Annotated in this window: 9 protein-coding genes and 1 tRNA gene; 5 read left to right on the forward strand and 5 right to left on the reverse strand. The window is 70.5% G+C overall.

Annotated features, from left to right (window positions below; genetic code table 11):
- Nucleotides 1–228 precede the first annotated feature (228 nt).
- On the reverse strand, nucleotides 229–1947 hold the full coding sequence (locus tag LIX60_RS25090) for a SpoIIE family protein phosphatase (protein ID WP_265584927.1): 1719 nt from the start codon (nucleotides 1945–1947) through the stop codon (nucleotides 229–231).
- 564 nt (nucleotides 1948–2511) lie between these two features.
- Here LIX60_RS25090 and LIX60_RS25095 point away from each other — a divergent pair.
- From LIX60_RS25095 to pyk, 4 genes are all read left to right on the forward strand, one after another.
- Entirely contained in the window at nucleotides 2512–4101 is a 1590-nt protein-coding gene (locus tag LIX60_RS25095; protein ID WP_227960830.1) for an aminotransferase class V-fold PLP-dependent enzyme, read from the forward strand.
- Between the two features lie 192 nt (nucleotides 4102–4293).
- Nucleotides 4294–6057 carry an IucA/IucC family siderophore biosynthesis protein gene (locus LIX60_RS25100; protein ID WP_227960832.1) on the forward strand — a complete coding sequence of 588 codons (1764 nt, stop codon included), beginning with the start codon at nucleotides 4294–4296 and terminating at the stop codon, nucleotides 6055–6057.
- Nucleotides 6058–6096: 39 nt separating this feature from the next.
- Nucleotides 6097–6726, forward strand: coding sequence for a GNAT family N-acetyltransferase (locus LIX60_RS25105; RefSeq protein WP_227960834.1), 630 nt, complete (start codon nucleotides 6097–6099; stop codon nucleotides 6724–6726).
- 56 nt (nucleotides 6727–6782) lie between these two features.
- The gene (gene pyk, locus LIX60_RS25110; protein WP_227960836.1) at nucleotides 6783–8219 is read left to right on the forward strand and encodes a pyruvate kinase; all 1437 of its coding nucleotides are present in this window, start codon (nucleotides 6783–6785) and stop codon (nucleotides 8217–8219) included.
- A 74-nt stretch (nucleotides 8220–8293) separates the two neighbouring features.
- Here the strand turns inward: pyk and LIX60_RS25115 are convergent, their stop codons facing one another.
- Together LIX60_RS25115 and LIX60_RS25120 are read right to left on the reverse strand one after the other, a co-directional pair.
- Nucleotides 8294–9076 (reverse strand): LAGLIDADG family homing endonuclease, encoded by a 783-nt coding sequence (locus tag LIX60_RS25115; protein ID WP_227960839.1) that lies wholly within the window; start codon nucleotides 9074–9076, stop codon nucleotides 8294–8296.
- A gap of 107 nt (nucleotides 9077–9183) precedes the next feature.
- Nucleotides 9184–9257 (reverse strand) — tRNA-Leu (locus LIX60_RS25120).
- A 98-nt stretch (nucleotides 9258–9355) separates the two neighbouring features.
- On the opposite strand from LIX60_RS25120, the gene LIX60_RS25125 reads away from it, so the two are divergent.
- Entirely contained in the window at nucleotides 9356–10009 is a 654-nt protein-coding gene (locus tag LIX60_RS25125; protein ID WP_125626969.1) for an ANTAR domain-containing response regulator, read from the forward strand.
- Nucleotides 10010–10132: 123 nt separating this feature from the next.
- Here LIX60_RS25125 and LIX60_RS25130 read toward each other — a convergent pair whose 3' ends face one another.
- Together LIX60_RS25130 and LIX60_RS25135 are read right to left on the reverse strand one after the other, a co-directional pair.
- The gene (locus tag LIX60_RS25130; RefSeq protein ID WP_019709531.1) at nucleotides 10133–10849 is read right to left on the reverse strand and encodes an ABC transporter ATP-binding protein; all 717 of its coding nucleotides are present in this window, start codon (nucleotides 10847–10849) and stop codon (nucleotides 10133–10135) included.
- On the reverse strand, nucleotides 10846–11826 hold the full coding sequence (locus LIX60_RS25135) for an ABC transporter ATP-binding protein (RefSeq protein WP_227960841.1): 981 nt from the start codon (nucleotides 11824–11826) through the stop codon (nucleotides 10846–10848). Before LIX60_RS25135 ends, LIX60_RS25130 begins: the two co-directional genes overlap by 4 nt.
- Nucleotides 11827–11830: the final 4 nt, after the last annotated feature.

Consider the following 11830-nt stretch of genomic DNA (forward strand, 5'->3'; position numbering starts at 1 on the left):
GGTGCCGTACCCCCGGCCCCGCCGCAGCCACCCCCGGGACGAACCCGGCTCCCGCGACGGACCCGCGCCCGGCGGCCGACGCCGTCGGCGGGAGCAGGGGCGGCAGAAGCCGGGGCGGTCGTGGAGGCGCCGGTGGCCGGCGCTCCTCGCCCGCACCCGCTCGCCCGCACCCGCCCGCACCCGCGCCGCCGGCACCACCCGCGCCACCGGCAACCGGCGCCCCCGTTGCTACGGCACCCGCACCACCAGCAGCGCGATGTCGTCCGCCGACTCCTCCGGCGCCACCTCCACCAGCAGCCGGTCGCAGAACTCGCCCAGCGGCCGTCCCACCAGCCCCGCCGCCCGCTGCCGCAGCCGCTCCAGACCCGTGTCCAGCGACTGCCCCGGAGCCTCCACCAGCCCGTCCGTGTACAGCACGAACGTGGTGTCCGGCGCCAGCGTCACCGCCGAGTCCACCCGCGGCGGACTCGCCTCCGTGCCCAGCAGCATGCCGTGCCCCTCCCACAGGAAACGGGCCTCCCCGTCCGGCTCGATCACCAGCGGCGGCGGATGCCCGGCGTTGGACCACCGCACCACCCACGGCTCACCGCCCCCGCCCTCCAGCCGGCACAGCACCAGAGTCGCCATCGGCACATCACTGATGTGCACCAGCGCACTGTCCAGCCGGTCGATGATCAGACTCGGCACCTCCCGCTGGTCCCAGACGAACGCGCGCAGCATGTTCCGCACCTGCGACATGCTCGCCGCCGCCTGCAGGTCGTGCCCGATCACATCCCCGATCACCAGCGTCGTCGCCCCGTCCGGCATGACGAACGCGTCGTACCAGTCACCGCCCACCTGCGAACCCTGCGGGGCCGGCAGATAGCGGGCCGCCATCTCCAGACCCTCCACCCGGGGCAGCGGCGTCAGCAGATGCAGCTGCATCGTCTCCGACACCCGCCGCTGCCGGTCGTACAGCTGCGCGTTGTCCACCGCCAGACCGGCCCGCCGCGCGATGTCGTCGATCAGCTCCAGATCCTCCCGGTCGAACGGCTGTTCCTGATCCGCCCGGCCCAGCGTCAACGCCCCCAGCACACCCCGGCCGCCGCGCAGCGGGGCCATCACCGCCGAGTGGATCCCGGTGAACCGGAACAGATCACCCTGCACCCGCTGAATGGCCGAATCCGGCACACCCGTGTAGTCCTCCGGGCCGGCGATCAGCGACGGAGCACCCCGCAGCACCCGCTGCAGCGGCGAGCGCGAATCCCACGACAGCTGATCCGGCAGCCGCCCCTCCAGCTCCGTGACGTTCACATGCCGGCCGTTCTCGTGGTGCACCACCGCGACCCGCAGCACCTCCTCCTGCTCGCCCAGCAGATCCACCACCGCCCAGTCCGCCAGCCGGGGCGCCACCAGCCGCACCAGCCGCCGCAGCGCCTCCCGCACATCCAGCGTCGAGGTCAGGACCGTCGTCACCTCCGACACCAGCGACAGCCGCTCCGCGCGCTTGCGCAGCGCCGCCAGATGGGCGTCCCGACGCCGCGCCTCCTCCTCCTGCGCGGAGAGGTCGAAGAACGTCACCACCGCGCCGGCCTGCTCACCCCCCACCAGATACGGGGCCAGCAGCCACCCCACCCGCAGCAGCGAACCGTCACCGCGCCGGAACCAGGCACCCTGCGTCCTCGTCGGCAGACCCTCCGCCATCGCCGCCAGCAGCGGGCACCGGGAACGCGGCTGCTGACTGCCGTCCGCCTCCCGGTGCAGCAGATCGTGCGCGTCCGCACCGATGAACCGCTCCGGCGGCATCCGGACGATCTCCGCACCCCGCGGATTCACCACCAGGATGCGCCCGCCGGAATCCATCACCCAGACGCCGGCGTCCAGCCCGTAGAACATCGCGTGCAGCAGTTCCTCGCCGGGCAGCGGACGGTACTCGGCGTCGCCGGACGGATACCCGGGATCAGTCATCAACGGGCACTCCTGCGGAACGGGGAGACGGGGACGGTACGGCTGCGGCCGCGGTCACGGCCGGGAAGACCGGCACATCGGGGCCGGGACGGCGGAACGGACGGGACAGGGCGGGACGCACCGCAGAGGTACCCAGCCCCACCCGTTTCACGCCCGGACGGCACCACCGGCACCACCGCCCGCCGGACCACCGGCCCGGAACGCCCCCGTACGCCCCATACCACCACCGCCCCGACCCCGCATCCCCGGCGCCACGGCACCCCGCACCCCCGCCATCCCACCGCACCCCCGGACACGCGCCCCGTCCCGCCGCCGGCCGGCACCCCCGCACCACGCCCCCGTCAACACGACACCCGCCCCATCACCCTCGTACCGAAACGCCACGCACTCCGTAATCACAACTCAACACACTGCGATTTTATGGGAGTTGGCCCGTTCTGCTCGGTCCTGCGATGAACCCGGTACGACCGGGAAGCGTGTAGAGGAGTATGAGGCACACCCCGCCCGAGACCGGGGCACCCCACTGGTTCGTGTGCCTCCATACCTCGACCAAAGGGCTCCTCCATGTCGCTCGGCGCCTCCCGCCCCCCGCACCGCACCGGCCCCGCCACACCACCGGCCGGCCACCGCGCCACGCCGCGGAACGACGCCCCCGCGCCCCCGAACGCCCCCGCGCCCGCGAACGCCCCCACCGCGCCCCCGGACACCGCCCCCACACCGCCACCGGCCGGCCTCGCCGGCGGCACCCACGGACCCACCACCCTCGAACCCCTCCTCCACACCGTCCTCGACGCCCTCCGCACCGGCAGCCACGCCCGCAGCGGACCCCTCCCCGCCGGCGGCCCCAAAATCGTCACCGACCGGCTCCGCACCACCCTCGACCCCGCCCTCCCCGAACACGGCACGGGCCCCCACGAAGCCCTCCGCACCCTCGTCCACGCCCTCGCCGAAGGCGCCGCCGACCCCGCCGACCCCCACTGCGCCGCCCACCTCCACTGCCCCCCACTGGCCGTCGCCGTGGCCGCCGACCTCGCCGCCACCGCCCTCAACCCCTCCATGGACTCCTGGGACCAGGCCCCCGCCGCCACCGCCCTCGAAACCGGCATCACCCGCGCCCTCGCCGCCCTCGTCCACCCCCGCAGCCCCCAACCCGACGCCCTCGTCACCAGCGGCGGCACCGAGTCCAACCTCGTCGCCCTCCTCCTCGCCCGCGAACGCGCCCGCGCCGCCGGCGCCCGCACCGTCCAGGTCGTCTGCGGAACCAACGCCCACCACAGCATCCACCGCGCCGCATGGCTCCTCGGCCTCCCCACCCCCGTCACCGTCGCCTGCCACGCCGGCCGCGTCATCCCCGCGGCCCTCGACCGCGCACTCGCCACCACCGCGGGACCCGCCCTCGTCATCGCCACCGCCGGCACCACCGACGAAGGACTCATCGACCCCCTGCCCCAACTCGCCCGCATCGCCACCACCTACGGCGCCGAACTCCACATCGACGCCGCCTACGGAGGCCCCCTCCTCTTCAGCGACACCCTCCGCCACCGCCTCGACGGCATCGACAACGCCATCAGCGTCACCCTCGACCTGCACAAACTCGGCTGGCAGCCCGTCGCCGCCGGACTCCTCGCCGTCCGCGACACCACCGAACTCGAACCCCTCACCCACCGGACCGACTACCTCAACGCCGACGACGACACCGAAGCCGGCCTCCCCGACCTCCTCGGCCGCTCCATCCGCACCACCCGCCGCCCCGACGCCTTCAAAATCGCCGTCACCCTCCGCGCCCTCGGCCGCACCGGCCTCGCCCACCTCGTCGAACACTGCGTCACCTCAGCCGAACAACTCGCCGCCATCACCGACCGCCACCCCGCACTCCGCCGCCGCCCCGGCCCCATCGGCATCAGCACCGTCCTCCTCCGCCCCACCGCCGCCGACGAACTCGCCGCAACCGAAGGCGAAGAAGCCGGTGACGCCCACGTCGCCGACGTCCGCCGCCGCCTCCTCACCGCCGGACGCGCCGTCATCGGCCGCGCCCGCGCCCAGGACACCGACGGCCGCGTCCGGCTCTGGCTCAAAGCCACCCTGCTCCACCCCGACACCCGCACCACCGACCTGGAGGCCCTCGCCGACACCATCGCCCACACCACCCCCTGACCCACCTGCCCCCGCCCCCCACACCAGCGGCAGCCACCGACTTCTCACCCACGGTGCGACGTCCCCGACGCCACACCCGGACCACCCCCCACACTGACAAGGCCCGACCGCACCACCCACCGCGGACCACCGGCCCCACCCGGGCACCGGCGGCCCGGCCGGCACAGCGGCCTCCGGACAGAAAGAGAACCGATGAGCATGACGCTTCCCGCCCGCGCCGCCACCGGACACCACCGGCCCGGCGACCCCGCGGCCATCGCCGACGCCATCACCACCGGCAACCTCCTCCGCTGCTGGATCCGCGAAACCGGCACCCCCAGACCCACCGACGGCATCCTCCGCCTCCGCCTCCCCGCCTCCGGCATCACCCTCGAAACCCCCGTCATCCACTGGTCACCCACCGGCCACCACCGCTTCGGCCGCGCCCGCCTCCGCACCGGCACCAAAGCCCCCGCCCCCCTCATCGCCTCCCTCCTCGGCATCGAGATCGCCGCCGGAGACCCCACCTCCGTCACCGACCTCACCAGCCGCGTCACCGACTCCGCCCACCGCATCGAACAATTCCTCCGCACCCGCCCCCACACCACCCACACCCCCACCACCCCCTTCATCGACGCCGAACAAGCCCTCGTCACCGGCCACCCCCTCCACCCCACCCCCAAAAGCCGCGAAGGACTCAGCGACAACGAAGCCGCCCGCTACTCACCCGAAGCCCACGGACACTTCCCCCTCCACTGGTTCGCCGCCGACCCCGCCGTCCTCCACAGCGACACCGCCCTCGACCGCCCCCTCCAGAACCTCCTCGCCGAACTCGCCGGCCACCCCACCACACCCCCCGGCACCAGCCTCGTCCCCGCCCACCCCTGGCAAGCACAAGACCTCCTCCACCGCCCCGCCGTCCGCACCCTCCTCGACGACGGACACCTCCACGACCTCGGCCCCTCCGGCCCCCACTGGACCCCCACCTCCTCCGTCCGCACCCTCTACCGCGCCGACGCCCCCGTCATGCTCAAACTCTCCCTCGGCATCCGCATCACCAACTCACGCCGCGAGAACAACCGCACCGAACTCCGCCGCGGCCTCGCCGTCCACCGCCTCCTCGACGCCGGCCTCGCCCACGCCCTCCACACCACCCACCCCCACTTCCACATCGTCCGCGACCCCGCCTGGCTCGCCGTCGACACCCCCGGCGCCACCACCCCCACCGGCCTCGACGCCGTCATCCGCGACAACCCCTTCCGCACCGGCACCCCCACCCCACCCCGCACCCCCCGCACCACCACCGGCTGCCTCGCCGGCCTCCTCGCCGAACGCCCCGACCAACCCGACCACCGCAGCCGCCTCGCCACCCACATCCAGCACCTCGCCCACCGCACCGGCCACAGCACCCCCCGCACCACCCGCACCTGGTTCACCCGCTACCTCGACACCGTCATCACCCCCCTCCTCTGGCTCCACGCCACCTACGGACTCGGCCTCGAAGCCCACCAGCAGAACACCCTCGTCACCCTCGACACCGACGGCTGGCCCACCGGCGGCCACTACCGCGACAACCAGGGCTACTACTTCTCACCCGCCCGCAGCCACGCCCTCCACCAATGGATCCCCGGCGCCGGCCGCGACCTCGGCACCTACGTCGACGACACCGTCATCGACGAACGCCTCGGCTACTACATCGGCATCAACAACATCCTCGGCACCATCGGCGCCCTCGGCTCCCAAGGCCTCGCCGACGAAACCGACCTCCTCGCCGACACCGACCGCCACCTCGCCGCCCTCGCCGCCCAACACGGCGACCGCCTCACCCTCGCCACCACCCTCCGCGAAGCCCCCACCCTCCGCTGCAAAGCCAACCTCCTCACCCGCATCCGCGGCATGGACGAACTCATCGGCCCCCTCGAAGCCCAATCCGTCTACGTCGACATCCCCAACCCCATCGCCGAAGCACGCCGATGACAGCGCCCGACCGACGCCCGCGGAGAGGACGGTGAACCAGTGACGACCCACCACACCCCCCGGCCACCCCTCCTCACCACCCGCCTCCCCGCAGGCCACTTCACCCTCCACCCCGCCCACCCCGACACCCACACCCCCCTCCTCCACACCTGGGGCCACGACCCCGACACCGCCCCCCACTGGCCCGAACTCCACCAACCCGCCCACGCCGTCCGCGCCCACCTCGAACAACTCCTCACCCCCCACAGCCACTCCACCCCCCTCATCGGCCACCTCGACAACACCCCCATGAGCTACTGGGAGCTCTACCGCGCCGACCTCGACCCCCTCGCCCGCCACTACCCCGCACGACCCCACGACGCCGGCCTCCACCTCCTCCTCGGCCCACCCCACTACCGCGGCCGCGGCCTCGGCCCCCAGCTCATCCGCGCCGTCTCCGACCACCAACTCGCCACCGACCCCCTGGCCACCCGCGTCCTCGCCGAACCCGACACCCGCAACACCCGCTCCATCCACGCCTTCCGGCGCGCCGGATTCCACCCCGCCGGAGAACTCGACCTCCCCGGCAAAAAAGCCCTCCTGATGATCCGCGACCGCCCCGAAAGCGCTCATCGGAGCACCACCCCGCACTTTCAGCGAACCGTCAACAGCCCTTCACCCAACGCTTGACGGCCCGTCACCCCAACCCAAATCGCTACCCACCGGTACGTCATAAGGTCGACCCCATGCGCCGAGCGAAAATCGTCTGCACACTGGGCCCCGCCACGGACTCGTACGACCAGATCAAGGCACTCATCGACGCCGGAATGAACGTGGCCCGCCTCAACCTCAGCCACGGCACCTACGCCGAACACGAAAACCGCTACCACCACATCCGCAAAGCAGCCGACGAAACCGGACGCAGCGTCGGAATCCTCGCAGACCTCCAAGGCCCCAAAATCCGCCTCGGCCGCTTCCACGAAGGCCCCGTCCTCCTCGAACGCGGCGACGAATTCACCATCACCACCGAAAACATCGAAGGCGACCGCCACACCAGCTCCACCACCTACACCGGACTCGCCGCCGACGTCAGCCGCGGCGAACGCATCCTCGTCGACGACGGCCGCGTCACCCTCGAAGTCACCAACGTCGAAGGACCCCGCGTCCACACCATCGTCATCGAAGGCGGCCTCATCTCCGACCACAAAGGACTCAACCTCCCCGGAGTCGCCGTCTCCGTCCCCGCCCTCTCCACCAAAGACATCGAAGACCTCCGCTGGGCCCTCCGCACCGGCGCCGACGCCATCGCCCTCTCCTTCGTCCGCAACGCCCGCGACGCCGACGACGTCCACCGCGTCATGAAAGAAGAAGGCCGCCGCCTCCCCGTCATCGCCAAAATCGAAAAACCCCAGGCCGTCCGCAACCTCGAAGAAATCGTCGCCGCCTTCGACGGCATCATGGTCGCCCGCGGCGACCTCGGCGTCGAAATGCCCCTCGAAACCGTCCCCATGGTCCAGAAACGCGCCGTCAAACTCACCCGGCGCAACGCCAAACCCGTCATCGTCGCCACCCAGATGCTCGACTCCATGGTCGACGCCTCACGCCCCACCCGCGCCGAAGCCAGCGACGTCGCCAACGCCGTCATGGACGGCACCGACGCCGTCATGCTCTCCGGCGAAACCAGCGTCGGCAAATACCCCTTCCAAACCGTCCGCACCATGTCCCGCATCATCGAAGCCGCCGAAGAAGACCTCCTCGCCCAAGGCCTCCCACCCCTCGTCACCACCCACAAACCCCGCACCCAAGCCGGCTCCGTCGCCCGCGCCGCCGCCGAACTCGGCGACTTCCTCGGCGCCACCCACCTCGTCGCCTGCACCCAATCCGGCGACACCGCCCGCCGCCTCTCCCGCTACCGCTCACCCATCCCCCTCCTCGCCTTCACCCCCGACCCCGCCACCCGCGCCCAACTCAGCCTCACCTGGGGCGTCGAAACCTTCCTCAGCCCCGAAGCCCACTCCACCGACGAGATGATCGCCCAAGTGGACGCGGAACTGCTGCGCATCGGCCGCTGCCGGAAAGGCGACATCGTCGTCATCACCGCCGGCTCCCCGCCCGGCATCCCCGGCACCACGAACCTGGTCCGCGTCCACCGCATCGGCGAGGACGCCGCCGCTACGGCGTGACGCGACGCGGAGCGACGCGCGCGGCCTCGGAGGGGGACGAGAACGGGGACGGACGCGACGACCGGCGGCACGGCTCAGTGCTTCGGGCCGATGTGCTCGTCCAGGCGCGCCACATCGGCCCGCCGGGCGACGGAGATGTTGAACGGCTTCCCGCCCCGGGTGCAGTGGGTCCAGGTGATCCCGAGTTTGTCCAGGGTGCCGGTGTAGATCCGGCGGATGTCGTCGGATTTATTGGTGAAGAAATACCGGGGGTATTCGTACCGCTTCCGCTCGCCGCGCACGACTTTGGTGGTCCAGTTGGTGACCCGGCACCCATCGGAATGCACCAGCCCGCGCAGAAAATCCCAGGGGTATGCGTCGACGATCTCTTGTTGCCATGCTTCGAGGGCGATGAGACGGTTGTGCTTTTTGCCCGGGCCGTGCTGTGGGAAAAGGCAGACCCAGTGCTTGCTGTAACTGGTGACCATGGCGCACCCCTGCTTCTGCGCGAGATAGGTGCTCCGTCCCGGGAGCACGGCCGTCATCGCATTCCGGCACTCCTCAATCAGGCCCGGCCATGCGTCGGAGCAGGCGATACGCAGGTAATGGCCGCCGGTCTTGGGGTGCGAGCTGATGCAGCCGTCACCGAGGTAGAGGCCGAGGAGATACGCATAGGCCTCAGGTGCCGCCAGATCGCGCTGCTCCGGCGTACACCGCGGACAGCCGTTCTCCGGAGATGCGCGAGGGAGTGGGAGCAGGCGAACTCGCCAACTGCGCAGTGCGGAGCGGGACACTCCCGTCCGTCTGCTGACCTCGGAAAGGGGGCATCCCTGGTTGATGAGAGTGAGGGCGGACCGGCGCGTGTCGACGTCGTACACGCCGAGAGCTTGATGCGGTTTGCCCGGGCAGATGGGGAATCGAAGGTCTGTCCACCCGCAAGAGTGAAGATCGCCGAACCGTTGGCAACCTTAGAAATGAAGGCAAGTGCCCCGGGTGGGATTCGAACCCACGCTGTCGACGGTTTGAGCGTCGCGCCTCTAACCACTGGGCTACCGGGGCTTCCTTCGAAAGCAAGGATAGCGCTGCCCTGCTGTGACTCAAACATACAGGAGCTAGGTAGGCTCAGGGAGCACTACCTGCCTGGAACGAGGAGACCCGTGAGCGCCGCCGAGCCCGAGCAGCCCGTTGCCGACGAGCAGTCGCACGTCCCCCCGACGACGACCCGCGTGGTCATCGCCGAGGACGAGGCTCTGATCCGTCTGGATCTCAAGGAGATGCTGGAGGAAGAGGGCTACTCGGTCGTGGGGGAGGCCGGGGACGGGCAGAAGGCCGTGGAGCTGGCCCGTGAACACCGGCCCGATCTGGTCATTCTCGATGTGAAGATGCCGGTGCTGGACGGGATCTCGGCGGCGGAGCAGATCGCGGCGGAGAGTATCGCGCCGGTGCTGATGCTGACGGCGTTCTCGCAGCGTGAGCTGGTGGAGCGGGCGCGGGACGCGGGTGCGATGGCGTATCTGGTGAAGCCGTTCAGCAAGAGTGATGTGGTGCCGGCGATCGAGATGGCGGTGTCGCGGTTCACGCAGTTGAAGGCGCTGGAGTCGGAGGTCGCGGATCTGACGCAGCGGTTGGAGACGCGGAAGCTGGTGGACCGGGCGAAGAGCGTTCTGCAGACGCAGTACGGGCTGACGGAGCCGGCGGCGTTCCGGTGGATTCAGAAGACGTCGATGGATCGCCGGTTGTCGATGCAGCAGGTGGCGGAGGCGATTATTGAGGATGCCGAGGAGAAGAGGCGGCAGCAGCAGGAGGGTTGAGTGTGTCCGTGCGGCCGTGTGCCGTGCGGGGCGGGGGATGGTGGACGGTGAAGGGGCCCGCGGCCGGTTCGGTCGCGGGCCCCTTCGGTGTGTGGTGCCGGGTGTGGTGCGGGTTCTGCGGGTTCAGTCCTCGCCGAGGTAGGCCTTGCGGACGGATTCGTCGACGAGGAGGTCCTGTCCGGTGCCGGAGAGGACGATCTTGCCGATTTCCATGACGTGGCCGTGGTCGGCGAGGGAGAGGGCGGCCTGGGCGTTCTGTTCGACGAGCAGGATGGTGGTGCCCTGTGCTTTGAGCTCGCTGATGGTTTCCATGATCTTCTGCATCATGATGGGGGAGAGGCCCATGGAGGGTTCGTCCAGCATGAGCAGTTTGGGCTGGGACATGAGGGCGCGGCCCATGGCGAGCATTTGCTGTTCGCCGCCGGAGAGGGTGCCGGCGGGTTGTTTGCGGCGTTCGCCGAGGATGGGGAAGCGCTCGTAGGCGCGTTCGATGTCCTTGGCGATGCCGGCGGGGTCGCGGCGGAGGAAGGCTCCGAGTTGGAGGTTTTCCGCGATGGTGAGCCGGGGGAAGATGTGGCGTCCCTCGGGGGAGTGGGCGAGTCCCAGTTCGACGATTTTGTGGGCGGGGATGCCGTTGAGGGGCCTGCCGTCGAACATGATCTTGCCGCTGAGGGGTTTGATCAGTCCGGAGAGGGTGCGCAGCGTCGTGGTTTTGCCGGCGCCGTTGGTGCCGATGAGGGTGACGATCTGGCCGGCCTCGACGCTGAAGGAGATTCCTTTGACGGCTTCGATCTTGCCGTAGGCGACCCGCAGGTCCTCGACTTCGAGCAGTGGGGTCATGCCTGTTCTTCTCCCTTGGTGCCGGCTCCGTCCGTGGTGCCGGTGGTGCCGGTTCCCGGTGTGTCGGTGTCCGCCTGCGGGGTGTCCGCTGCGGTGGTGGGGGTGTGTCCGGCGTGTGCTTCGGCTGCTGCGACTTCGGCGGCTTCTTCGGCGCCGGGGGCGTCTTCGTAGGGGGTGCCGAGGTAGGCGGCGACGACGCGTTCGTCGCTCTGGACGACGGAGGGGGTGCCTTCGACGAGTTTTTTGCCCTGGACGAGGACGGCGACGCGGTCGCAGAGGTTGAAGATGAACCGCATGTCGTGCTCGATGACGAGGACGGCGATGCCCTGGTCGCGGACGGCGAAGACGAGTTCCTGGGTGGCCATCGTCTCTTGGGGGTTCATGCCGGCTGTGGGTTCGTCGAGGAGGAGGAGTCCGGGGTCGCTGGCGAGGGCGCGGGCGATTTCGAGCTTGCGTTGTTCGCCGTAGGGGAGGTTGCGGGCGAGGTGGTCGCGTTTGGCGGCGAGGCCGGTGAATTCGAGGAGTTCCATGGCCCGTGCTTCGGATTCGCGTTCGGCTTTTTTGAAGCGGGGGCCGCGGATGAGGGCGGAGAAGAGTCCTTCTTTGGTGCGGGTGTGGCGGCCGACGAGGACGTTCTCCAGGACGGTCATGTTGGGGAAGAGGCGGATGTTCTGGAAGGTGCGGGCGATGCCGGCCTGGGTGACGAGGTGGGAGCGGTGGGGGAGGACGGTGCCCTTGTAGGACACGGTTCCCTCGGTGGGGATGTAGAGGCCGGTGAGGCAGTTGAAGAAGGTGGTTTTGCCGGCTCCGTTGGGGCCGATGAGGCCGACGATTTCGCCGCTGTTGACGGTGAGGGCGACGTTGTCGACGGCGGTGAGGCCGCCGAAGCGCATGGTGACGCCGGTGGCTTCGAGTACGGGGGTGGTGGGGGCCGCGCCGGGGGTGGGGGCGGCGGGTGTGGTGGTGTCGGTGGTCATGTCG

The organism is Streptomyces sp. S07_1.15 (assembly GCF_020739505.1).
GTDB lineage: Bacteria > Actinomycetota > Actinomycetes > Streptomycetales > Streptomycetaceae > Streptomyces > Streptomyces xinghaiensis.

Bases quoted from the DNA above. Each gene is read 5' to 3' on its own strand.
- LIX60_RS25090 (WP_265584927.1), bottom strand. From the start codon at position 1,947: ATGACTGATCCCGGGTATCCGTCCGGCGACGCCGAGTACCGTCCGCTG.
- LIX60_RS25095 (WP_227960830.1), top strand. From the start codon at position 2,512: ATGTCGCTCGGCGCCTCCCGCCCCCCGCACCGCACCGGCCCCGCCACA.
- LIX60_RS25100 (WP_227960832.1), top strand. From the start codon at position 4,294: ATGAGCATGACGCTTCCCGCCCGCGCCGCCACCGGACACCACCGGCCC.
- pyk (WP_227960836.1), top strand. From the start codon at position 6,783: ATGCGCCGAGCGAAAATCGTCTGCACACTGGGCCCCGCCACGGACTCG.
- LIX60_RS25130 (WP_019709531.1), bottom strand. From the start codon at position 10,849: ATGACCCCACTGCTCGAAGTCGAGGACCTGCGGGTCGCCTACGGCAAG.
- LIX60_RS25135 (WP_227960841.1), bottom strand. From the start codon at position 11,826: ATGACCACCGACACCACCACACCCGCCGCCCCCACCCCCGGCGCGGCC.